This window comes from Paenibacillus sp. FSL M7-0134 (assembly GCF_038007865.1).
GTDB lineage: Bacteria > Bacillota > Bacilli > Paenibacillales > Paenibacillaceae > Paenibacillus > Paenibacillus polymyxa_B.
The window spans coordinates 806662-830047 of sequence record NZ_JBBOXV010000001.1 but is presented as its reverse complement, the minus strand read 5'-3'; the positions used below and the strand labels follow the sequence as shown (position 1 = coordinate 830047).

Sequence of the window (23386 nt, the reverse complement as noted above, 5' to 3'; positions counted from 1 at the left end):
TAGTTTTCTAAGTAACACCTTTAGATTGACAGGTGAACGAAAAGAACGGCATTTTATAAAATGAAAGTGCTTACAATTTAGGGCGTACGGGATTCTCAGTGCTTGAGGTACGTGCGCACGATATTCACACACAATCGACAAAAGAGGACGAAAGGGGAGGGGCTGGCATGACAAGCAAAAGGTTCGGAATCATCACTCTGGTAATGGTTATGATGGCGTCTATGATCGCTGCTTGCTCAGGGAGCTCGGGCAAGGAGCCGGCGTCAGGAGATAGCAAGGAGAAGGTCACATTCACGTATTTTAATGCCACTGCGGGGAGGGACATTAATACCAAAGAAACGCGGATCGGCAAAATCCTGGAGGATCAGACGGGGGTAAACTGGAAGCTGGAGCATTTGGTGGGTGATTCCAATACGAAGATCGGTACATTTATTGCCAGTAACGATTACCCGGATGTGATAGTACCGGATGGCACGATCGATAAGCTACTGGATGCCGGGGCTTTTATTCCCCTGAATGATTTGATCGACAAATATGGACCAAATATTAAGCGTGTATATGGACCGTACTACAACTTGATGAAGGCGGAGGATGGGAACATTTACTTTCTGCCGCTCAGTGCGGTGGTAGGCGATTATTTACCTGCACCTAACTTAGAGCAAGGAGCCTTTTGGGTGCAACGCAGGGTATTAAAAGAAGCGGGATATCCAAAAATCAAAACACTTGACGAGTATTTAGCCCTGATTCGTAACTATGCAAAAAAGCATGCAGATGAGGGATTGACTGGGTACCTGGCGTTAACCACGCAGGATAGGTTTTATGCTCTTACGAACGCACCGATGCATCTGGCAGGCTATCCGAATGATGGCGGCACGATTATTGATATGAAAACACACCGGGCCACGGATTATGGAGATATGGAAATCACAAAGCGGTATCTGAAAGAGCTAAATCAACTCAATGTAGAAGGCCTATTTGATAAATCGTCCTTTGTGGACAATTACGATCAATATCTGGCGAAGCTGACTTCGGGTAAGGTGCTGGGCTTTTTCGACTACCGCTGGCAGGCGGGGCAGGCCCTGAATAATCTGCAGGAGGCTTCCAAGCAATCGGGCAATGATGATATGGAGTATATAGGGCTGCCTGTTGTATACGACCAGAATATAAAGGATCAGTACATTGATCCGTCGTCATTCGTTAATAACCGAGGCATAGGAATTACGGTCAGTGCCAAGGACCCGGTACGTATCATCAAATTTTTTGACAACCTGCTGACCGACGAAAACCAGGTGTTATCCAACTGGGGAATCAAGGGAGAAACCTATGATGTAGATAAAAAAGGACGCTTTTACCGGACTGAGGAGCAAATTAAGCAGACTGGTCAGGACGCGTTCCGCGAATCATTCGGGTTCAAATATTTTGAATACAGTTGGCCGCGATACGGTAGCGGTTCTACCCTGCCTGACGGCAACTCCGTTGGTGCCGGACGGCAGCCGGAGGTTGCGCGTATGTCCTACACCGAGGGAGATAAAAAGCTACTAAAAGTCTATGGTGTAGAGTCCTTCTCGCAAATGTTTTCCGCACCAGACGAGCGCCCATGGTATCCGGCCTGGAGTATCCCAATTGCTCAAGGTTCACCTGCGCAGCTCTTCCAGCAAAAGAAGGGGGACCTGCAGCGCAAATATTTCCCGCGTTTGGTGCTGTCTGCACCGGAGCAGTTTGATGCGATTTGGAGTGAATACACTACTGAATTTAACAAGCTGGATGTAAAGGCGTATGAGGAGCTGATCACGAAGGAGGTTGCCAAAAAAATCGAGAATCCCGGTAAAAAATAAAGGAGGAAGCAGCTATGGGCCACTCGTCACCACCAGCAGTCACGATCTCCCCGGATCAGTTGCCGCCCTCGCGGCGAACCGGCTTTAGGGGATTTATGCACAAGCTGAATCAGCAACGGGCACTGGTATGGATGTCCGTCCCTTTTTTAATCTGGCTGTTTATCTTCAAGTATTTGCCCATCTGGGGCTGGACAATTGCCTTTCAGGATTTTAAGCCTGCCCGCAAGTTGCTCGATCAGCAATGGGTCGGATTAAAACATTTCCATTTTCTATTTCAGGATGAACACTTTCTGCGGGTCATGCGCAATACGCTGGCGATGAGCTTTATTAATCTGGTGCTGGGCTTTGTCACCGCTATAACATTAGCGATTTTGCTGAATGAGCTTCGCCAGCTCGTATTTAAGCGGGTGGTACAGACGATCAGCTATCTACCGCATTTTATTTCGTGGGTGGTCGCGGCTAGCATCATCAGTACGGCGCTGTCTGCGGATGGCGGCATCATCAATGAGGTGCTGATGTGGCTGGGGTTGATTAAAGAGCCTATTCTGTGGCTGGGCGAGGGAAGCTATTTTTGGGGCATTCTCGGTGCATCGGAGGTATGGAAAAATGTCGGCTGGAACACCATCATTTATTTGGCCGCGATGACGATGATTGATCCCTCGCAGTATGAAGCGGCCGAGATGGATGGAGCAGGGCGTTTTCAGCGAATTTGGCATGTGACATTACCCGGATTGAAGCCTGTATTTATCATCCTGCTCATTATGAACATCGGCAATCTGCTGGAATCCGGCTTTGAGCCGCAATACTTACTGGGCAACGGCATGAACGTGGATTATTCGGAGAATCTGGATATTTTCGTACTGAAATATGGTATCCAGATGGGTAATTTCTCGCTTTCCATTGCTGCTGGGATGTTCAAAACGGTAGTCAGCTTCATCTTACTGTTTAGTGCCAATCATATTGCGAAGCGGTTAGGGGAGGAGAGATTGTTCTGAGAAAAGAGTGAGTTATGGTGGGGGGACGGCCGCTTCGCGTGCGGATTGTTCTTCCGATCGCTGTTATCCCCGTATTCCTTTTTATCATAAAACATTAGAGGTTGGAATCCGGGGCTAGCTTATGCTTACGATGCGAGCTTTCCTCTGGAAAGCTTTTAGCCGAACGCTCCGCTTCTTCAGAACAATTCCGCCCGCTCCGCTGTTGCCCGCCATAAAGTCACTTTTTTAAGAACTGAGGGTAGTGGCAAGGGGAGAGCTTAAGGAAGACGCGTGACTCGCGCTTCCTTGGGCGTCATGATAGCTGGCTCAGCTTCGCTATCGCCATTAGAGGCTGTTTTTTAGGACTGTGCTATTCGAAGGAGATAGCAGAGGGTGCGCGATCCAAATGCCTAAACTATTTTTTAGAAAGGAGCGGAAGTCATGGGCAAAGGGAAGGCCGTACACGGGCGATTTCGGGCCCCCTCGGATCGAATTTTTGATGCGTGCAATATCGTGTTTATGCTCTGCCTGATGGTGTTCACGCTGTATCCGTTTTTAAATACGCTGGCGGTTTCGTTGAATGAAGCGAATGATTCGATTCGGGGCGGGATCTATTTGTGGCCGCGTGAATTCACGTGGAGTAATTATGAATATGTGTTCAAGGAAGCGACGATTTTCCATGCTACGCTGATTTCTGTATTACGTACGGTTGCGGGTACGGTGACCTCTGTGTTTTGCTGCGCGATGGTGGCGTATACGATCAGCCGGCCGGAATATGTGCTGCGCAAATTTGTTTCGATTGCTTTTATTTTAACAATGTATTTTAGCGGTGGATTGATTCCGAACTTTCTCCTGATTCGTGAGCTTGGGATGCTGGGGACTTTCTGGGTGTATGTCGTGCCGGGATTGATCGGGGTGTTTAATGTGATTGTCATTCGCTCCTTTATTGAGGGATTGCCGGAAGGGATTTTGGAGTCGGCGCGTATTGACGGGGCTGGGGAGTTTGCCACTTTTATGCGCATCGTTTTGCCGCTGTGTGTTCCCGTACTGGCGACGGTGTCGCTGTTTACAGCGGTCGCGCAATGGAATTCCTGGTTCGATGTGTTTTTGTACAATTCGTCATATGAGCAATGGAGCACTCTTCAATATGAGCTGATGAAAATACTGCAAAATTCCAACACGTCTGTTAACACTCAGGACTATGCGAGCCAATTCGCTGGTTCGGAAAATCTGGCGAAGTCGGTCACGCCTACCTCGATTCGGGCCACGATGACGATTGTCGCTTCAGTGCCTATTATTTTAGTTTATCCTTTTTTGCAAAAATACTTTGTGAAGGGTATGACCTTGGGAGGTGTCAAAGGATAGTAACTGAAATCCAATGGTGCCCAATACGAATTCAAAAAATTTGAGTGCGGGAGGGATTGCTTTGCGGCCATGTTGGGTTAAGCCTTTTTGTCTGGTGCTGGCTGGAGCGCTGTTGTTATCGCCTGTTGGTTGGTGGGGAGCGTCTGTAGCGAAGGCAGCTACGTCTATAGAACATTCCCCGCCCGTTGCGGATACGGTGCTGTCAGCGGGTAATATCCATAAAACCATTGGAACGTATGGATTTGAGCAAGGAAACAGCGATGGCTGGAAGCCTCGGGGAACTTATACCCAAATTGCATCCGTCACGGAAGCAGCATATGGCGGCACGCACAGTCTGAAGGCAACCGCCCGCACAGCGGCTTGGAACGGGGCGGAGCTGGATGTGAAGTCGCTGTTGCAGCCGGATGTAGAGTATGAAATTAGTGGCTATGTGAAGCTAGATGGTCATTCTGCGGTTCCGAGCATGGTTAAACTTACAGTGGAGCAGCAGCCGACAGGTGGGACTACGACATGGAAGACGGTAGCGCAGACGGAGACGGCGGATACATCGTGGATCAAACTTCAGGGGAAATATACTTTTACCGGGGGGATGGATGCATTGAAGCTGTATGTGGAAAGCTCGAATCCCGCGCAGGCCTACTATGTGGATGAGGTAGAAATAACACAGGTATCGAAGACGCCAACGGAGCCGGCCAATGGTATCGTATCCGGGTTTGAAGATGGTACGGCTCAAGGATGGGTGTCCCGTATGGGAGCCGAGACCGTGCAGGTTTCGAATGCCGATGCACGAACCGGCTCATACAGTCTGCTGACAACAGGCAGACAAAAGACATATGCCGGCCCCAAGCTGGATGTGACTGCTACGATGCAAAAGGGCAGCCGATATACGGTCAGTGCCTGGGTGAAGCTGGCGCCGGGTGAGCAGCCTGCCAAGGTGAGGCTCAGCATACAGCGTGATCACCAAGGGGATAGTGCGTATGAAACTGTTGTAGGCGACACGGCTACTACGACAGGGGGATGGATGCATTTGTCTGGTACGTATACGCTTGCGCATGATGCAGACACCGTTTCTATGTATTTGGAAACGGCAGAAGGAACGTCTTCCTTTTATATGGATGATTTCGAGCTGTCACTTGTACCGCCGCTGGCTATTGAAAAGGACATTCCTTCTTTGCATGGATTATATGGGGGACAGTTTAGCATTGGCACGGCGATTGAAGCTTTCCAGACCGAAGGGGCTTACGGAGAGTTGGTACAGAAGCATTTTAACAGCGTCGTTGCAGGGAATGCGATGAAGCCAATCTCCTTACAACCGTCCGAGGGACAGTTCCATTGGGAGGAAGCAGACCAAATTGTGCAATTTGCTAGACAGCATGGACTGGAAATTCGCTTCCATACTTTGGTGTGGCATAACCAAACTGGGGATTGGATGTTCAAGGATAAGAATGGACAGCCGATGACGCCGACTGCTGAGAATAAAAAGCTTTTGCTGGATCGGCTGGAGACGCATATTCGCGCTGTTGCAGCCCGATATAAAAATGTCATCACCGATTGGGATGTGGTGAATGAGGTCATTGATCCTGATCAGCCGGATGGCATGCGCCGCAGCAAGTGGTATGAGATTACTGGTACTGATTATATTGAAAAAGCATTCCGTGTCACGAGGGAAGCGGCGGGCCCGAACGCACGACTATTCATTAACGATTACAACACACATGAGCCGAAGAAACGGGATTTTCTGTACAATTTGGTACGTGATCTGCTCGCTAAAGGTGTACCGATTGACGGGGTAGGCCACCAATCGCATATCCGCCTGGAGTTTCCCGCTATTAGCGAGATTGAGCAGTCCATAGAAAAGTTTGCTTCGCTTGGTCTGGACAATCAGATTACCGAGCTGGATATGGGTCTTTATTCCAATGACACAGATCGCTATGAAACGATTCCAGAATCTATGCTGATCCGGCAGGCTCACCGCTATCGGGCGCTGTTCGATATGTTTTCAAGGCAGCAGAATCATATCAGCAATGTGACGATTTGGGGTACGGATGATGGAAATACGTGGCTCAGCACGTTTCCGATAGCCCGGCTGGATAAGCCGCTACTATTCGACGAACGGTTAAAGGCCAAATATGCCTATTGGGCACTTGCTGATTCGTCCAAAGTCCCGCCGTTGCCAGCGGGGAATAACCAATGAATAGTTTGAATGAAACAGAGGAATAGAGCTGTTCAAAAGGAGAGCTGGAGCATGGCTACCTTACGCTATACGAATCCGGTTGTCCCCGGATTTTATCCTGATCCGAGTGTGATACGCGTCGGAGAAGATTATTACATGGCGGCAAGCTCGTTTGAATACATGCCGGGCTTGCCCATTTTTCATAGCCGAAACCTGACCGATTGGCGGCAGATCGGGCATGCGTTGAACCGGCGCAGTCAGATTGATTTGTCCACTCGCAAAAGCTCGGAAGGCATATATGCGCCCACACTGCGCTATCATCAAGGTGTTTTTTATCTGATTACGACAGATGTGATGGGGATAGGTAATTTTTATATCACATCTGTGAACCCCGCTGGGCCTTGGTCAGACCCGATCTGTATTCCTTACGGGAATATAGATCCGTCTCTGCTATTGGATGACGATGGGAAAGTGTATGTGACCGTACAATCCGGGGCAGATGCCGAGTCGCATATTATCCAGTATGAGATTGATATCACTACAGGTCAGGCATTGACAGAGCCTATAGCGATTGCTCACGGGGATGGCGGCGTATGGACCGAAGGGCCGCATCTGTATCACATCGGCAGCCACTATTATTTGCTCTGCGCATGTGGCGGAACGGGGCGTGATCATCGAACACTCGTGTATCGTGCGGAGGGCCCTTACGGTCCGTTCGAGCGTATGACAGAGCCGATGCTCACGCATAACGCTCTCCCTGCACATCCGATTCAGAACACAGGTCATGCCGAATTGGTTGAGGACACTCGCGGGGACTGGTGGGCTTTTTTTCTCGGTGTCCGTCCGGTGGTGGACATCGAGCCTGTGGCTGACCGCTTGGAGGCTGTCGAGCCTCAGGCTGAGGTACCACCTTCGTATAGCGTGCTCGGACGCGAAACCTTTCTGGCCCCCGTCCGCTGGACAACGGACGGATGGCCTACGGCTGACAACAACGCAGGCACGGTGCAATTGCACATGTCTGTAGACCGTCAGCCATTCAGTCTGGCGGAGCAGGCTCGCCCGCCTGCTTCTGCGCCGCTCGCGCCTGCAAAGCGTCATAGCTGGCGCGATGACTTTGGTGGTCAGCGGCTGGACTTCCGTTGGGCTGCTCCGCGCAGGCTGTGTGAAGCCTGCATCAGCCTGGAAGCGTGCCCCGGATGGCTAACGCTCATCGGCAATCGCCACACGCTGCTGGACGAAGCGCCGAGCGTATTCCTCGGCACCCGGCTGCGGCATCATCAGATCGCCGTCCGTAGCCGGCTTTATTTTCAACCACAGCATGAGGGCGAGGAAGCCGGCCTTGCGGTACGACTTAATGAGCACGGTCACTTTACGCTTGGTATTCGTCGGGATGGAGAAGGCAACATGCTTACTGTAGTGGTCTCGGTCGCAGATCAGGGAAAACGAACCGAATGGGTCTCTGTACCGCTGGCGGCTCCTGATATACCAAGCGGTGAAGGTATGGAGCTTCGCATCCTATCCGATGCGTATCATTTCGCCTTATCTTATGCTGTGCGTCCAGGCAACTGGGTACCGCTCGCTACGGTTCCGGCTTTTGTAGTCTCATCTGAAAGCAATGGCGGTTTCACGGGAGCGCTGATTGGCATGTATGCTGTATCGACCGTCGCTGTAGATGAACCGGTATCTGTCGCCGCGACTCCCGCATACTTTCAATATTTCTCCTACGATGGCTTGGACTATATAAGCCATATAAGCCAAACCTGAAGAATAAACGTCCAAACGGTGTAGATAGGAAAGTCGCCTTATACAAGCATAAAAGCAGGCTGTCCTTCACATGTGACATGTAAAGGACGGCCTGCTTTGTTATCGTAAAGGAATTACATTTTTATTCCAAATTGGCGTGTTGGCCAAACATAGATTTGGAGGTCAGCTTGCGCAGCTCCATCGTTCTGAGTACCAATGCGTCACCGTATAACAGCAGGGTTTGCTCAAACAATGAGCCCATAGGCTGAATCGTTTGGTAGTCCTTGTTGGACGGGTCCTTGGCCGCACCAGGCAGCTTGACGATGATATCGGCCAGTTTGCCAATGGTGGAACCCGGGGAAGTGGTTAGAAGCGCCAGAGAGGCCCCAAGTTTCTTTGCTTTTTCTGCCATGGAGGTCAGGCTTTTGGTTTCACCAGAGCCTGAACCAATAATGAGTAGGTCGCCCTCGCCCAAACCAGGAGTTACGGTTTCCCCGACCACGTAAGCTTGAATCCCCATATGCATCAGCCGCATCGCCAGCGAGCGAATCATGAACCCTGAGCGGCCCGCACCTGCCACGAATACCTTATTCGCAGCGGCGATGGAGTGGATCAGCTGCTCCGATTCTGTATCACTGATCAATTGTGGAACCAATTGCAGCTCCTTGAGTACCTCGGATAAATATTGAGAGGTTTCCATTGGGATTAACCTTGTTTGATGAGCTGTTGCATTTGGGAAGCTACAGCCTTTTTGTCGTCCTCGCCAGTGATACCACCGCCGACGATAACCAGATCCGGTTGAGCCTTCACGACCTCAGCCAAGGTGCTCAGTTTAATACCGCCAGCCACGGCAGTTTTGGAGTTTTTCACGACTTTTTTGACGGTTTGCAGTGCTTCGAACGGGCTCTGTCCTTCAGCTTGCAGATCGTAGCCTGTATGCACACAGATGTAGTCAACGCCCAGAGCGTCGATTTCTTTCGCACGTTGCTCCAGGTTTTTAACACCGATCATGTCCACCAGGATTTTTTTGCCGCCTTGTTTTTTCGCTTCTTCTACTGCACCTTTAATTGTTGCATCTTCAGCTACAGCCAAAATCGTAACGATATCTGCACCAGCCTCGGAAGCTTTTAGCACTTCATAGCCCCCTGCATCCATAACCTTCAGGTCAGCCAGCACTTTCAGATTCGGGAATGCTTCTTTCATTGCTTTTACTGCATGAAGTCCTTCATTGATGACAATCGGTGTACCGATTTCTACGATATCAATATACGACTCTACTTCTTTTACCAATGCAATACCTTGCGGGATATCTACTAAGTCTAAAGCCAATTGAAGTTCCATGTTATTAACTTCACTCCTTAAGTGAATTTATATTTTGATGAACAGGTACATGCTCTGTTGAGTATTACTCTATACTTTGGTTTCATGCACAGGTTTGATTGTAAGGCCCCGATATCCGATTGAAAAGTACGCACTAATTCGTAACGTAGTTACCCCGACGATACTATAGCATCATAAAAACCATTCATGAGAGAGCCTGCATTTTGTCTTCTTTAGCATTATTTCTATAAGGGGAGTCGATTATTCGTAACCAAGGATTTTGCAAAAATCCCATAAGCGACTTCCAATGAACAAGATATAGATCGAAATGGTTTAGTTCGTCTATATCTTGCACTTCGGAGCGACTGGAATCGAATTTTGCAAAATCCATAACCATACACAGCAATGTAAGGTTGCAAAAAAAAGAAGGTAGCGATGATTAAATTGACTTCAAGTTAGGTTTTGACTATATTTGTAATATACTGGTATGCAAAAAATGGAGGCTAAGAGCATAACTACCCTGAAGAGTAGCCGCTGTGCTAAGGGGTAATCGCAATTTTCAGGATAGGGAGGCGGGTTTTAGTGGAAGAGGTCCTGAACCAAAGGGAAGCCATTTATTTGTTGTCGGACAGCCACGAACTCGATAAAGCTTGTGAGTTGTTTAGAATCAGCTACACACATAATGATTGGGATGAAGCGAACAAAGTAGCAGATTATCTGCATACGTTGGCTGAAAGCCTGTATCACACCCAACTGAGAAATGCTGCAGACGGCAAGTATGAGACATTGGACACCAAACACCCGCTAGTGTTTTATTATGCTTACAGTTATCTGGCGAAGTCTATTTACTATCAGAATATGGGAAAGTATGAGGAAGCCAGAAACTATATTATGAAGTATAGCGAAATGGGCTGGTTTATGGGGCTGGATCAGAGCGGTCACGAAGAAGTAGAGAGATTCCGTTTCCTCGCCAAGGCCAATTTATTTACGATTGAATTACTTTCGGGGAGAAGGGAACTTTTGCCTGAGTACGTTCAATTTCTTCACGACAATGAAGAGGAGCTACTTCCAGGATTGGTTGGTATTGCCGAAGCGGCTAACTTGAATAATTGGAATATAGACGACCTGCTGAACGATTTTGCTGATGATATTAAGATATTTGAAGGTTATGAAGATAGAGCAAACCGCGTATATTATTTAAAACTGGTCAACCAATTGGCCATTTACCATTTCAAGAAGAAGCAGTACTCCGCTGCCTTAAATTATGTCCTTGATTCTCTGCAATTCTCTGCCAGTGTAGAAGCGGATGCCGATTTCAGGACATTGGTTGCTCTGTTTGAAACTTATCGAGATTTGGCAACACCATCACAGCAAGAGCAATACCAAACCATTTTATTAAGGGGGCTTCATAATGAAAAAGGCATTAATCTCGGTAACTATGGTCTTGGCGTTTCTTAGTATTGCTCTTCCGGTGGGAAATATTTTGGGAGGGTTAGACCCAGTGTTTCCTTCAAATCATGGTGTTTTTTCTTATACTGCTTGAGTTTCAGATTTAGACCATCAAGCCCGATAGGGCTTTTGTACATAAGGGGAGCACACTTTTACGCATTTTGCGATCAGTGTGCTCCCCTTTTTTATCCCAAGATTTATTTTATGGCATACGAAGTCAGGTCATTGGCCAGATGTTGCATCGTTTCACTCGCCTTTTGCATACGCTCCATCACTTCAGTGAAGGAGCCTACCAGAGTCGCCTGCTCCTGAGAAGAAGAAACAATTTGCTCAATTTCCTGCTCCATTTGACGAATGGAGTTTTGTACATCCTTAAGGGCTCCTTCAATATCGACCGTCGCCTTTTTGGATTCTACGGATAGCTTGCGCACCTCTTGAGCGACGATACCAAAGCCTGCTCCTGCTTCTCCTACACGTGCGGCTTCGATCGCTGCATTCAATCCAAGCAGGTTGGTCTGATCGGAAATTTCCTTGATGAACACAGCTACCTGATTGATTTTACCCGAGTTTTGTACGGCGATTTGAGTGTTTTTCAAAATCTGTTCACTGGTTGCCTGAAGCTCCTCGGAATGAGCCGCTACATGCTGTACCATATCAATGAGCTGCTCGGTGATGGAGCGATTCTCGGATACGATTTGATCCAGTTGATTTTTGTTAGTCAAATTATAAGAGGCCGCAAATGCTGCGATGACTTCACCTTTCTCGTCAAATACAGGGATACTGATCATATCAAGAGGAAACCCTAGAATTTCAGCAGGAATGTGGGTCAGGCTGGCCTCACGTCCATTTTTAAGCATGGCAAAATCTTTATAGTCCTCGAGCAGCTCCGAGCCTGTTTCAAAGCCGAGATCCATACCCTCCGATTGGGTATACATAAGGACATGAGTGCGGTCGAAGAGAGCAAGGGTCACTTTCTCACGCATAATCTGTTGTATGTAGGGAATGGCTGCAATTAATGCATCTATTGTATTCAAATAGATAACCTACCTTTCTTTACTAGATATATTTTTTATAGTCTCGTATATAGTTGTCGGTCTAAAGACGGATAAAAGTTATAAAGATATTGAAAATTTAAAGGGAAATGAAAGCTTCAGAAAAAAAGGCATACCGTTTCCATTACGGAACGATATGCCTTCTATTTAATCTTAACGTGTCAGTGCTGTGTATAGGTAGTTCACTTGCCGCGTTGCTCGAACAGTTGTGCGATTTCCACAATAACCTTGGTAGCAAGTACCATGTTGTCCACCGATACATATTCAAACTTACCGTGGTAGTTCTCCCCACCTGTAAAAATATTCGGTGTAGGCAGTCCCATGTAGGATAGCTGTGAACCGTCTGTACCGCCACGAATCGGCTTGATGATGGGTTCGATATTCAGCTTCGTCATTGCTTCATAAGCGACATCGACGATATGCTTGACTGGCTCTATTTTCTCTTTCATGTTGTAATACTGATCTCTCAGCTCCAGTGCAATACGGTTTTCTCCATATGCGGCCTGCAGCTCTTTGACTACATTTGTTAAATAAGCTTTCCGGTTTTCAAAGCTCTCGCGGTCAAAATCACGGATAATATAGTACAGTTTAGCTTGTTCTGCCGTACCTGTAGACTCCAAGAGATGATAGAAGCCATCATATCCGTCTGTATATTCCGGGGCTTCGTTTGCAGGTAACCGACTATGCAGCTCCATAGCGATTTTGGCAGCGTGGATCATTTTGTTTTTAGCCGTACCGGGATGCACATTCACACCGTGAATGGTAATATGGGCGGCTGCGGCGTTAAAGCTCTCATACTCCAGTTCTCCGAGCGGTCCGCCGTCTACCGTATAGGCATATTCAGCGCCAAAAGCGGCTACATCAAAGCGTTCCGGTCCTCTTCCAATCTCTTCGTCCGGTGTAAAAGCAACGCGAATTTTGCCATGTTGAATTTCTGGATGGTCAATCAGGTAGTGGATAGCTGTCATGATTTCTGCGATCCCGGCCTTGTTGTCTGCACCGAGCAGGGTGGTACCATCTGTTGTGATCAGGGTGTGGCCTTTATATTGAGCCAGTTCGGGAAACTCACGTGGAGAAAGAACCACACCAAGCGAAGCATTCAGCGTGATATCGCCCCCATCATAGTTTTCCGTCAATTGCGGCTTTACCCCTGCGCCAGTCAGCTCGGTAGCCGTATCGAGGTGAGCGAGGAAACCAATGACGGGAACCTCTTTATCCGTATTGGAGGGAAGGGTTGCCATCACATAACCATGATCATCAATGGTTACGTCTGTCATACCAATGGCTTTCAATTCGCCCACCAAAAGGTTGCCCAATGTGAGCTGTCCGGGTGTAGTGGGGCAAGTGTGGCTGCTTTCATCAGATTGGGTATCTACCTGAACATATGTAGTTAGGCGGTCAATCAGTTCCTGTTTCATGTGTGTATCCTCCTTGGTGTCATTTCTATTATGGTACGTATTTTATCATGATTAGGCTTATAATATGAAAAAAATGGTTGACCCTTTTCGGAATGACGGGTTGTGTTGCACAGGGGAGACGAGTAAGATAATAGTAAAATAAAAGTAAAAATAGAGTAAAACCATTAAAGGAGTCTGCAATGCCTACGTTAAAAGATATCGCCCAGGAGGCAGAGGTTTCGATATCCACGGTCTCCCGAGTGCTGAATTATGATGAAACACTGTCTGTATCAGAGGAAACGCGACGTAAAATTTTTGAGGTTGCCGAGCGCATGAAATATACGACGGTTAAACGTAAAAATGGCGGTATTGGTCGTCAGCCCCGCAAGAAGGCAGAGGGACCCATCCGGTTGGGTATGGTGCACTGGTTTAGCGCGTACGAGGAACTGGAAGACCCTTATTATCTGTCTATCCGGTTTGGCGTGGAAAAAGAGTGCCGCCAAAGCGGGGCGCAGCTGGAGCGTATTTTCAGAAGAGAGGACCTGACTGCGCTGAAGGCGTCATCCGAAGGGCTACATGGGCTGATCGTGCTGGGGCATTTTAGCAGCGAAGAGGTAGAACGTATGCTGGAACTGCCCATTCCTTGCGTCTTTCTGGATCATCCGGTAGAGCGAACAGGGGCAGACTATGTGGTCATTGACCTTGCTCACGCTGCGGCTGATGCACTGGATTATTTGATGGGCGCAGGCCATCGTCACATCGGATATGTAGGTATGGGCAAGGATGAGCAGTCCCATGATTCCGAACGAGTCGAGTTAGATGCCCGCTATGAGACGTTTTTGCGGTATCAGGAACAGCACAGGCTGTGCACGTCGGATGATATTCATGTGTGCGGCGGAACGGCGGCAGACGGCTTCCGTGCGATGGAAGCGGCTATTCTGGCAGGAACAGAAAACCTGCCTACAGCCTTCTTTGTCGCGAGCGATTCGGTGGCTATTGGGGTGTTAAAGGCGCTGGAGCAGCATCACCTTGCGGTGCCGGAACGTATCTCAATTGTTGGCTTCAATGATATTCCGACAGCGGAATATTTGACCCCATCTCTGTCAACGGTCAAAACGCACACCGAACTGATGGGAGAAACGGGCGTTCAGCTCTTGCTGCATACAGTACGCAACGGTGCAAACGAGGTGGGGCGGAAGGTCATCATTCCGACCGAGCTAATGATTCGCAACAGCAGTGCGCCGCTACATACCGATACCCAATAAAATCGGCGTTATTGATTTGGACAGCCCCGGCTTACCGGGGTTGTTTTTTTGATATAAAAAGATACAAAAATGGATTGACAATTACCTTGTAAATGCTTACATTGAACATATATTTGTTTTACTAAGTTTTACTCGTTATTTTTACTTAAATATTTTACTATGGTATAAGAGTGGAAAATAAAAGGTTGAGGTGACTGCCCATGCGTACCATTTTGCCGTTGAATGACCAATGGTTTTATCTTTCTGAATATGTCGAGAGAGAAGTAAGTGCAGGCATTGATGCAAGTCGGTATGAGCCAATTCAGCTGCCGCACACCAATGTAGAGCTTCCGTATAATTATTTTGACGACCAGGCATTTCAGTTTATTTCTACGTATAAAAGAGAGTTGAACATTCCGGCAGATGCCAAAGGTAAGCGAGTGTATGTTGATTTTGAAGGAGTCATGACCTATGCCCAGGTATTTCTAAACGGGGTAAAAGCGGGGGAGCATAAAGGTGGATATACACCGTTCAGCGTTGAATTGACCGAACTTGCCGAATATGGCGGCCCCAATGTGCTCACGGTCATTGTCGATTCCACGGAACGGGACGACATCCCTCCCTTTGGGGCAGTCATTGACTATCTGACCTATGGCGGTATTTACCGCGAAGTACAGCTGCGAATAGTGGAGCCTGTACATCTCGGAACGGTATTCGTCCAAACACCGGAGCCGCTTGCGGCAAATAAGGCGGTGCGCGTGGTCGTGGAGCTGGAGGGCATCAGCGATCAGCAGGACGACTTGACGGTCGCGCTGCAATTGCTGGACGGAGCGAGCGTGAAGGCGGAGACCGGGCTGGAAGCGGTGACGGCGGCGGAAGTAACGCTGGAGCTGAAAGAGCTGGGCGGCCTGCAACTTTGGGATATAGATGATCCCAAGCTATATGAAGCGAAGCTGACGCTGCTACGAAGCGGAGAAGAGTTGGATCAGGTGACCGTGCGCTTTGGCTTCCGCGAGGCCGAATTTCAGCCGGACGGTTTTTACTTGAATGGGCGGAAGATCAAGCTGCTTGGCTTGAACCGTCACCAGTCCTATCCGTACGTTGGCTATGCTATGCCTAAAAGAGCGCAGCGTCGTGATGCAGATGTGCTCAAGGAGGAGCTGGGGCTGAATATGGTACGGACATCCCACTACCCTCAGTCCCGTCATTTTCTAGACCGTTGTGATGAGATCGGATTGCTCGTTTTCGAAGAGATTCCGGGTTGGCAGCACATTGGCGGTGAAGCGTGGAAGGAGCAGGCGGTGAGGGACGTAGAGGACATGATTGTCCGTGATCGTAATCATCCCTCCATTGTAATCTGGGGGGTACGAATTAATGAGTCGCAGGATGACCATGATCTGTACACGCGTACCAATGAGCTAGCACGAAAGCTAGATCCGACCCGTGCTACGGGTGGTGTGCGTTATATTGTAGGCAGTGAGCTATTGGAAGATGTATATACGATAAATGATTTTGTTCATGATGGTGGGCACAAAAAATATTTGGCTAAGGAAATCCGCAATTTTGATACGTATGACGATACAGAAGGCGTAGATGGCGAAACGACAGGCTTGCGCCAGCCGTCTCTCGTTACAAAGCTGGATCATCCGGTCCCTTATCTGGTAACGGAATATAACGGGCATATGTACCCGACCAAGCGCTTTGACCAGGAGGAACGGGTAATGGAGCATGCACTGCGCCATACGCGGGTCCAAAATGCTTCCTATGCCGATGAGGGCATTGCCGGGGCGATTGGTTGGTGTGCTTTTGACTATAACACGCATGCTGATTTTGGTTCCGGTGATAAAATCTGCTACCACGGTGTCATGGATATGTTCCGCCTGCCTAAATTTGCAGCGAGTGTGTACCGGAGCCAGAAGAACGTCGAACAGGAAATCGTTATGGAGCCGGTCACTTACTGGTCGCGTGGTGAGCGGAATATTGGAGGCATCGTGCCGCTGGTTGTGTTCACCAATTGTGATGAGGTGGAGTTCATCTACGGTCATGAGCGCAAAGGTGTTTATCGTCCGAACCGAGAGAAGTACCCGGCGCTTCCTCATCCCCCTGTCGTGATCGACGAGCTGACAGGCCACTGGGGCATGAAGTGGGAAGACGCTGTATTCATTGGATACGTAGATGGGCAAGAAGTGACCCGCAAATACTATTCACGTAATCCGGTGCCGACAGAGCTGCGGGTAGCTGCAGATGATATGGTGCTGGAAGTTGGCGATTGGGACGTAACCCGAGTAGTAGTGGATGCGCTGGACGAATACGGCAACGTCTTGCCGTTCTATGCAGATCCAGTTTCGGTGGAGGTCGAAGGGGTGGGTGAATTGATCGGTCCTTCAAGCTTATCCCTAATTGGTGGACGCATTGCATTCTGGATTCGTACGAAGGGGGAGGCTGGACAAATTCGTGTGAAGGTTTCTGCGCCTTCCCGTTTCGGTCCGCAGGAATTGAGCATTCACGTGCAATAAGGGAGCAAAGGCAACATATAATCCTACTAGCCGCTTGTATACCGTTTGAGACTTCCATTATTTAAAAAAGGAGTTGTCCGCAGATTCTGAAAGGGATCTGAGAGGGCAACTCCTTTTTGGCATAGCTTAGGGTATGTTAATCTATCAGTCTTTTAAATTGTGTCTTATTACTGAGTCACTTAACGTTACGCTCATAGATTGGAAGCATAGAATACACTATCAAACGCAAGGGAGGTGAGTTTTATGGCGATCCTTTTACCTTCGCAAATCTACAATCTCGCTGCGGGTGTGGGTAAATCCTTTTTTGAAAATTTGAAAGGCGGTAATAATGCTACAATTACCGTGAATAACACGGGTGCCAATCCGGTGGATCTGGTTGTTACACGTGTCAATGCTCCCGTGATCACGTATGTTATCCCGGCAGCCAATAGTCTGACGTTAGAAGTGGCTTTGTTGCTGGTAGCTGCTCTCCAAGCTACTCCAGCTGGAGCTGTGACAGGCACCATCCAAATTGCTACGGCTGATTTTTAACCTGTAACGACCTGACCCTCTAACTCTAGCTTTGCCGTATGGCAAGGTTAGAGTTTTTTTGTTTGAAATTTTCTGAAACTTTTTTCATATTGTGCCGATATATACATATAGCATAGCAAACAACAACATCGAAAAGGAGTACCCTGTATGAGCTTTAGCAATCCAGTTTTACGTGATGACATCTTTTTGCGCGAAGATGAAAGAGAAGCTAGTGAACAACGCATGACCATCGGAGGAACGGTGAACAAAACGTTGCTTCTGCTGGTTCTGCTCATCGTCTCTGGCAGCATTACCTGGTACATGACCTACGAGGGAACCGTAGAGGTGCTATCCTTGCTGACGGCAGGCTTTATTGGTATGGCAGGCGTAGCACTTGCGATATCCTTTTTTCCAAAAACCGCTCCGTTACTCTCTCCTGTATATGCGATTCTGAGTGGTTTTGCTTTGGGTGGCGTTTCAGCCTTTATGGAGTATGAGTACCCTGGAATTGTAGCCAATGCCATTTTGCTGACCGTGGGTATTTTGTTCTTAATGCTCTTTATGTACACACAGCGAATCATCAAGGTGACACGCGGCTTTATCTCATTCGTTGTCCTGTGTACGATGGCGATTTTTCTGGTGACGCTAGTTGATTTTATTTTGAACTTTTTCGGTATGAATGTTCCGTATATCCATGAAACGGGTTGGCTGGGTATTGGTATTAGTTTATTTATCGTGATCATTGCGGCTTTGAATCTGCTGGTTGATTTCAATTTTATTGAAGAGCAAGCAGATCAAGGTGCACCCAAATATATGGAATGGTATGGTGCTTTTGCATTGCTGGTGACTCTAGTATGGCTGTATGTACGGATTTTGGATCTGTTGGCCAAGTTCAGTAAGAGGGACTAAGTGCAGGGTGAGAAGAAAAGGATGGCTGAATGCCGTCCTTTTTTGTATTAAATAGACGGTTTAAAAATTGCATTTTACGTTAAATACATAGAAGTTGGGTAAAACATAAAGACAGACAGGAGAGGAGTGAGTGTATGTATCAAGTGGTGCTGGTTAGGCATGGAGAAAGCGTGTATAACCGACAAAACCTGTTTACGGGCTGGACGGACGTGGACCTGACTGAACAAGGGACTCATGAGGCCATTGAGGCGGGACGTATTCTCAAGGAGGCTGGATATACGTTTGATTTGGCATTTGCCTCTGTGCTAAAACGATCTATCCGCACGCTGTATCACATCTTGGATGAGCTGGATCATCTGTGGATACCTGTGCAGAAGTCATGGAAGCTGAATGAACGCCATTACGGTGCTCTTCAAGGGCTTAGCAAGCTGGATTCCGCCGTGCAATACGGCGAGGAGCAGGTTCATATCTGGCGGCGTAGCCTAACAGTGCGGCCACCCATGCTGGATGAGAAGGACGAGCGGAGTCCGCATCGGGAAGAGCGTTATCGCAATATTAAGCCAGAAGAGCTGCCGCTTGGGGAAAGTCTGGAGGACACAGTGCATCGGGTCGGTGAGTTTTGGAAGCAGCGGATTGTACCTTTGATTCTCAAAAAGGATCGAGTTATCATTTCTGCACATGGTAACACTTTGCGGGCCTTAATCAAGTATATGGAGAATCTGGACGAAACCGCATTGCTGGATTTGAATATTCCCACAGGCATTCCCCTGGTGTACGAGCTGGATGAGCATATAGATCCCATACGGCGCTTTTATCTCGGTGATCCGAGTCATGTAGAGGCTAAGAAGCAGGCTGTGGCCAACCAAAGCAAGGTAACGGAGTGACTTTCCATACACAAAGAGGACAGGGCGCTTCCTCGCATCCTGTCCTCTTTGTGTTGGGTATAGATTAAGCGTTCGCTTCTTCTTCTGTTTCCTGGCTGTCTTCCTCTGCGGGAAGTGCCCACACCGATACACTGCCGGCACGAACGGGAAATATGCCGTAGCCATCCTGCTCAATCTTTACGGTATGATCGTGACGCCCGGTCAAATCTATCCATTCTTCCGCTGCATGTTGTTTGCCTACGAACATGCGCTTTTCTCCGTCATTTGCGTTGGTGATCACCACAGCACATCCGGAGCCTTCCAGCTCAGGCACGCCTTGACGAACCCATCCAATCGTATGGGGATCATCGAAATAATCTTTTTGCTCACCATAAGCTTTATGGTATCGGGCATATAGAAGCGGGTCTAGCTCAGCCTGCTTGCCTTTGACGGGCGTTTGTCCCTGGATGCCGTAGTAATCGCCATAGAATACGCAGGGATAACCGTCCTTGCGCAGCAAGATAAGTGCATAGGCGCTGGGCTTGAACCAGTCCTCCACCCAGGATTCAAGCGCTTCATGCGGCTGGGAATCATGATTATCGACAAAAGTAACCGAGTTCAGGGGATGGGTATGAACAAGCGTATCCTCGAAAATGGTGCTTAAATCGAAATCCTTGCCACCCAAGGAAGCGCTATGTAGTTTGTAGTGGAGGGATACGTCAAATAGGTCGATTTTATAATCAATGGTATCCAGGAACTTTTGACACGATTCCAGATCCGGTTTCCAAAACTCGCCTACCATATAAAAATCCTGCCCGCGTTTTTTTATCATTTCTGTAGCAAACTCTCGTACAAATTCATGATTAATATGCTTGATTGCATCCAGACGGAATCCGTTGCATTGCAGAGTATCTACCAGCCATTTGCCCCAGCGGATCATCTCTTTGCGCACATCCTGATGATTATAATCAATATTGGCGAACATTAAATAATCATAATTGCCGAATTCATCATCTACATTTTCGCTCCAGCTTTTATTTTTACCTAAAATACGATAGATTCCTGTCCGGTCCTGGCTTGCATCGTAATCGGTTCCGTTAAAATGTTCAAAGTTCCATTGAAATGTGGAATACTGACCTTGACGGCCGGGGAACGTAAATTTAGTCCAGCCCTCGATATCAAAGGGCTCGGAAATGACCTCATTGCGGTTATCCGGATTGACCTCGACGACCTTGAACACTTCGGTTTCATCCGCGCCAGCCTTATGGTTCATAACCAGATCGACATAGACGGCCACACCGTGGCGAACGCAGGCGGCAACAGCCTCCAGCAGGTCTTCCCTGGTTCCGTATTTGGTGCGCACCGCACCTTTTTGGTCAAATTCGCCCAGATCATAAAGGTCATAGACGCCGTATCCCGTATCCTCGGGCGATTGGCCTTTGGTGACAGGTGGAATCCATATCGCGTCAATTCCTTTGGCCTTCAGTTCCGGTGCCAGGCGGGTAAGCTTCTTCCAGTGAGAACCGTCAGCTTCGACATTCCACTCGAAAAATTGCATCATCGTATGGTTCCTTTTCATGTGCGTCCCTCCTTCATATATAACAAGTTACCCACCAAGTGAGGGGGGCTAAACGTCAGACGGTCAATATGATGCTGAATGAAGAACAAGGATCGCTGTATAACGTATGCTAAATCATTAAAATTTGTTATACCTAAGTGTTCCCAACGACTCGGGTAGCTAGAAAAGGGAACGTGAAAACGGTAAAATGAATCTAACTTAACAATAGTTCGGGTTTTGGTGAAAACCGTAAAGCACGAGCAACAGAGGAAAGGAGGGGTGGACGTGACAGAACCGCAGCAGAACAAGGATGAAGCGAGCAAACCGCTGATTAAAAAATGTACGTATTGTCAGGAAATGAAACCTTTAACGGACTTTCAGCGCAGAACGGGTCGCCGGGCTGGTCCTTATTCACGGCGTGGTCCTTGCCGTTCCTGCCGAGGGTTGGCCCCGGCTCCGCAAGAACGTGCGGCTACGTCCGCTCCTTCCGGCGAGGAAACGAACCCCTCGGCTGCTCCCGTGACGCAGCATAGCCTTGAAGCAAATACGGCTGCGCACAGCCTGGAGGCGCCACTACCTATGGAGGCACAACGCCCCCGCAGGAAGCTGGTCACGGATAAAGCGCGTGAGCGCCACCGGCAACGGGTTCGGCATCTGCTTAGCAGGCTGAAGCCTGCGGATACCCGGGCATTGCGGCTCAATCGCAATGGCATGATTCGGCTAAGAGGCAAAACCGACCAGGGGAGACGCTGGCATCAAGAGATTGAGCTTGATCTGGCCATGACCCTGGTCAGAGAGCGTATGGCGGTGATTGTTAATCCATACACCGTGCGCAGACTGTATAGCAACAAGGAATTTCGTCAATATGTGCTTAAGCGTGACCGCTATACTTGCTTTTTTTGCGGAGACTACGGTGACACGATTGATCATTTACTGCCTCGGGCAAAAGGGGGGCACACGACGCCGGTCAATTGTGTATGTGCTTGCAATGAATGCAATCAAGTTAAGGCTGCCCGCGATGTAGATGAGTTCATTGAATCTGGTGTGCCGCAGCCGTCTCCTGATGATTTCGAAGCACCTGATAATCCTGATACTTCTGAAGACACCCTACGTACGTAGGGCGATTCTTGGAGCGTAGGTCCCTTAGTACAGTTCTACTTCAAAGCCGGATTCCTTCCAGGCTGTTGTTCCGCCTTCGATAAAAGCTACATTGGTAAAGCCCATCTGCTGGAGTGTATAAGCTGCCAATGCAGCTTGTCCGCCTGCCCCACAAGTGGTGATAATCGGGCGGTTGCGGTCACGTAGACGTTCGTCACGCAAATCCTGTGGAACCTCCAAGTCAGCGCGGATGGGCAACATGCCCAATGAAATATTGGCGCTTCCGCGAATCAGACCGCAAGCGCCTGCATCATGGGAGTCCTGTACATCGATAACGAATGTATCAGGATTTGCCTCCATTCGCTGACGTGCCTCCTGTGAATCAATGCCTTGAACGTGCTGTCTCGCCTCTTGAACCATATCTCCAAATGTTTTAGCCATCGTTTTAAACCTCCGTATGAATATATTTTGTGTTATTTTCATATTATCGAACTGAAACGTACGCTCTCTATTATCCTCCTCTAGCATAAAATGACCCTTTTTTTAAGGGAAACTTGGACAAAAATCGAGCTTATTCTAATTTTTATCTAAAATAACAATAAAAATTTTGCAGAAATTTGTGCAAATTTAAAATTTCTTCGACGATTGTGTTGTGAAAGGTGTAATATAGAGGTATAGGGTTCCGTTTCGGCCTGTTGTAGTCACGAAGGAGCGCTTCGTGGGATATTCCGCAGCAGTAACAACAGAATACCGTCTGAGCAATATACAATTGGCATCTGCGATAAATCAGTCTTGCCCTTTAGGGTATAGGCCGGTTTTAGCTGTGCTTCTTGCATGTTTAGGGCGTGAATTCAATGCACGTTTTATTGCTAGAGTTTATGGATACAGGTTACGAGAAAGGAATGGACTTCTATTTTCACAGTAAAGGAGGACGTTCACGCATGTCTGAAAACCAACAAGAGGTGGCAGTAACACAAGAAGCTACCAAAGAGTCTCGGGATGTATTGGACCAATTGATGAAACCGGAGGTTCAGCAATCGCTGACCGTGCTGGTAGAAAATCTGCCCAAGTTGACTGAGATGGTTACTTTGATGACCGACGCTTATGATGTAGCTCGCAGTCTGGCGACTGACCCTGTCTTTATCGGAGATATGAAAAGCTCCATGGGAGAGTTTGTGAAGCCTGTTACAGATTCGGCTAAAGGATTGGCTTCTGCTGCAATTGAAGCAAATGACCGTGTACAAACTACAGACGGCAGTGTAGGTCTGTTTGGCCTGCTCAAAATGCTTAAAGATCCGAATGTACAAAAAACGCTGCGTTTCAGCCAGGCTTTCCTGGATATTCTGAATGAGCGCCAACGCGAAAGCAAATAATTACCTG

Annotated in this window: 19 protein-coding genes; 13 read left to right on the top strand and 6 right to left on the bottom strand. The window is 48.2% G+C overall.

Annotated elements, in window-relative coordinates; genetic code table 11:
• Positions 1-167: 167 nt before the first annotated feature.
• From NSQ58_RS03565 to NSQ58_RS03545, 5 genes are all read left to right on the top strand, one after another.
• On the top strand, positions 168-1835 hold the full coding sequence (locus NSQ58_RS03565; RefSeq protein WP_023990912.1) for an ABC transporter substrate-binding protein: 1668 nt from the start codon (positions 168-170) through the stop codon (positions 1833-1835).
• Between the two features lie 14 nt (positions 1836-1849).
• Positions 1850-2830 carry an ABC transporter permease gene (locus NSQ58_RS03560; protein ID WP_023990911.1) on the top strand — a complete coding sequence of 327 codons (981 nt, stop codon included), beginning with the start codon at positions 1850-1852 and terminating at the stop codon, positions 2828-2830.
• 420 nt (positions 2831-3250) lie between these two features.
• A complete protein-coding gene (locus NSQ58_RS03555) occupies positions 3251-4174 on the top strand; it encodes a carbohydrate ABC transporter permease (protein WP_028540826.1) in 924 nt (307 codons plus the stop codon).
• A 61-nt stretch (positions 4175-4235) separates the two neighbouring features.
• Positions 4236-6368 (top strand): endo-1,4-beta-xylanase, encoded by a 2133-nt coding sequence (locus tag NSQ58_RS03550; protein ID WP_076264623.1) that lies wholly within the window; start codon positions 4236-4238, stop codon positions 6366-6368.
• A gap of 51 nt (positions 6369-6419) precedes the next feature.
• Positions 6420-8111: a glycoside hydrolase family 43 protein gene (locus NSQ58_RS03545; RefSeq protein ID WP_028540824.1), complete on the top strand. Its 1692-nt coding sequence runs from the start codon at positions 6420-6422 to the stop codon at positions 8109-8111.
• 121 nt (positions 8112-8232) lie between these two features.
• Here NSQ58_RS03545 and hxlB read toward each other — a convergent pair whose 3' ends face one another.
• Both hxlB and hxlA read right to left on the bottom strand, forming a co-directional pair.
• On the bottom strand, positions 8233-8790 hold the full coding sequence (gene hxlB / locus NSQ58_RS03540; RefSeq protein WP_023990908.1) for a 6-phospho-3-hexuloisomerase: 558 nt from the start codon (positions 8788-8790) through the stop codon (positions 8233-8235).
• A 5-nt stretch (positions 8791-8795) separates the two neighbouring features.
• A complete protein-coding gene (hxlA, locus tag NSQ58_RS03535) occupies positions 8796-9431 on the bottom strand; it encodes a 3-hexulose-6-phosphate synthase (RefSeq protein WP_013312540.1) in 636 nt (211 codons plus the stop codon).
• 561 nt (positions 9432-9992) lie between these two features.
• Between hxlA and NSQ58_RS03530 the strand changes: the two genes are divergently transcribed.
• Positions 9993-10868 (top strand): DNA-binding protein, encoded by an 876-nt coding sequence (locus NSQ58_RS03530; protein WP_076264544.1) that lies wholly within the window; start codon positions 9993-9995, stop codon positions 10866-10868.
• A gap of 188 nt (positions 10869-11056) precedes the next feature.
• On the opposite strand, the gene NSQ58_RS03525 is transcribed toward NSQ58_RS03530, so the two are convergent.
• Together NSQ58_RS03525 and pepT are read right to left on the bottom strand one after the other, a co-directional pair.
• Positions 11057-11893, bottom strand: a complete 837-nt coding sequence (locus tag NSQ58_RS03525) for a methyl-accepting chemotaxis protein (protein WP_023990905.1) — start codon at positions 11891-11893, stop codon at positions 11057-11059.
• A gap of 200 nt (positions 11894-12093) precedes the next feature.
• Positions 12094-13329 (bottom strand): peptidase T, encoded by a 1236-nt coding sequence (gene pepT / locus NSQ58_RS03520; RefSeq protein WP_075154912.1) that lies wholly within the window; start codon positions 13327-13329, stop codon positions 12094-12096.
• Between the two features lie 179 nt (positions 13330-13508).
• Here pepT and NSQ58_RS03515 point away from each other — a divergent pair, with 179 nt between their 5' ends.
• From NSQ58_RS03515 to gpmA, 5 genes are all read left to right on the top strand, one after another.
• The gene (locus NSQ58_RS03515) at positions 13509-14573 is read left to right on the top strand and encodes a LacI family DNA-binding transcriptional regulator (protein ID WP_341056910.1); all 1065 of its coding nucleotides are present in this window, start codon (positions 13509-13511) and stop codon (positions 14571-14573) included.
• A 200-nt stretch (positions 14574-14773) separates the two neighbouring features.
• On the top strand, positions 14774-17068 hold the full coding sequence (locus NSQ58_RS03510; protein ID WP_341056908.1) for a glycoside hydrolase family 2 protein: 2295 nt from the start codon (positions 14774-14776) through the stop codon (positions 17066-17068).
• A 243-nt stretch (positions 17069-17311) separates the two neighbouring features.
• Complete coding sequence (locus NSQ58_RS03505) at positions 17312-17599, top strand: hypothetical protein (RefSeq protein ID WP_023990901.1); 288 nt, start codon at positions 17312-17314, stop codon at positions 17597-17599.
• A gap of 147 nt (positions 17600-17746) precedes the next feature.
• The gene (locus NSQ58_RS03500; RefSeq protein ID WP_023990900.1) at positions 17747-18487 is read left to right on the top strand and encodes a Bax inhibitor-1/YccA family protein; all 741 of its coding nucleotides are present in this window, start codon (positions 17747-17749) and stop codon (positions 18485-18487) included.
• 134 nt (positions 18488-18621) lie between these two features.
• Positions 18622-19371 (top strand): 2,3-diphosphoglycerate-dependent phosphoglycerate mutase, encoded by a 750-nt coding sequence (gene gpmA / locus NSQ58_RS03495; protein ID WP_025721385.1) that lies wholly within the window; start codon positions 18622-18624, stop codon positions 19369-19371.
• Positions 19372-19435: 64 nt separating this feature from the next.
• On the opposite strand, the gene NSQ58_RS03490 is transcribed toward gpmA, so the two are convergent.
• Positions 19436-20929, bottom strand: coding sequence for an alpha-amylase (locus tag NSQ58_RS03490; protein ID WP_023990898.1), 1494 nt, complete (start codon positions 20927-20929; stop codon positions 19436-19438).
• A 264-nt stretch (positions 20930-21193) separates the two neighbouring features.
• Between NSQ58_RS03490 and NSQ58_RS03485 the strand changes: the two genes are divergently transcribed.
• On the top strand, positions 21194-22027 hold the full coding sequence (locus tag NSQ58_RS03485) for an HNH endonuclease (RefSeq protein WP_068939086.1): 834 nt from the start codon (positions 21194-21196) through the stop codon (positions 22025-22027).
• 24 nt (positions 22028-22051) lie between these two features.
• Here NSQ58_RS03485 and NSQ58_RS03480 read toward each other — a convergent pair whose 3' ends face one another.
• A complete protein-coding gene (locus tag NSQ58_RS03480) occupies positions 22052-22447 on the bottom strand; it encodes a rhodanese-like domain-containing protein (protein ID WP_023990896.1) in 396 nt (131 codons plus the stop codon).
• Between the two features lie 500 nt (positions 22448-22947).
• Between NSQ58_RS03480 and NSQ58_RS03475 the strand changes: the two genes are divergently transcribed.
• Positions 22948-23379 (top strand): DUF1641 domain-containing protein, encoded by a 432-nt coding sequence (locus NSQ58_RS03475; RefSeq protein WP_013312528.1) that lies wholly within the window; start codon positions 22948-22950, stop codon positions 23377-23379.
• Positions 23380-23386: the final 7 nt, after the last annotated feature.

Bases quoted from the DNA above. Each gene is read 5' to 3' on its own strand.
- NSQ58_RS03475 (WP_013312528.1), top strand. From the start codon at position 22,948: ATGTCTGAAAACCAACAAGAGGTGGCAGTAACACAAGAAGCTACCAAA.
- NSQ58_RS03490 (WP_023990898.1), bottom strand. From the start codon at position 20,929: ATGAAAAGGAACCATACGATGATGCAATTTTTCGAGTGGAATGTCGAA.
- NSQ58_RS03505 (WP_023990901.1), top strand. From the start codon at position 17,312: ATGGCGATCCTTTTACCTTCGCAAATCTACAATCTCGCTGCGGGTGTG.
- NSQ58_RS03555 (WP_028540826.1), top strand. From the start codon at position 3,251: ATGGGCAAAGGGAAGGCCGTACACGGGCGATTTCGGGCCCCCTCGGAT.
- NSQ58_RS03500 (WP_023990900.1), top strand. From the start codon at position 17,747: ATGAGCTTTAGCAATCCAGTTTTACGTGATGACATCTTTTTGCGCGAA.
- NSQ58_RS03560 (WP_023990911.1), top strand. From the start codon at position 1,850: ATGGGCCACTCGTCACCACCAGCAGTCACGATCTCCCCGGATCAGTTG.
- gpmA (WP_025721385.1), top strand. From the start codon at position 18,622: ATGTATCAAGTGGTGCTGGTTAGGCATGGAGAAAGCGTGTATAACCGA.
- NSQ58_RS03515 (WP_341056910.1), top strand. From the start codon at position 13,509: ATGCCTACGTTAAAAGATATCGCCCAGGAGGCAGAGGTTTCGATATCC.
- NSQ58_RS03480 (WP_023990896.1), bottom strand. From the start codon at position 22,447: ATGGCTAAAACATTTGGAGATATGGTTCAAGAGGCGAGACAGCACGTT.
- hxlA (WP_013312540.1), bottom strand. From the start codon at position 9,431: ATGGAACTTCAATTGGCTTTAGACTTAGTAGATATCCCGCAAGGTATT.
- pepT (WP_075154912.1), bottom strand. From the start codon at position 13,329: ATGAAACAGGAACTGATTGACCGCCTAACTACATATGTTCAGGTAGAT.
- NSQ58_RS03545 (WP_028540824.1), top strand. From the start codon at position 6,420: ATGGCTACCTTACGCTATACGAATCCGGTTGTCCCCGGATTTTATCCT.
- NSQ58_RS03565 (WP_023990912.1), top strand. From the start codon at position 168: ATGACAAGCAAAAGGTTCGGAATCATCACTCTGGTAATGGTTATGATG.
- NSQ58_RS03510 (WP_341056908.1), top strand. From the start codon at position 14,774: ATGCGTACCATTTTGCCGTTGAATGACCAATGGTTTTATCTTTCTGAA.
- hxlB (WP_023990908.1), bottom strand. From the start codon at position 8,790: ATGGAAACCTCTCAATATTTATCCGAGGTACTCAAGGAGCTGCAATTG.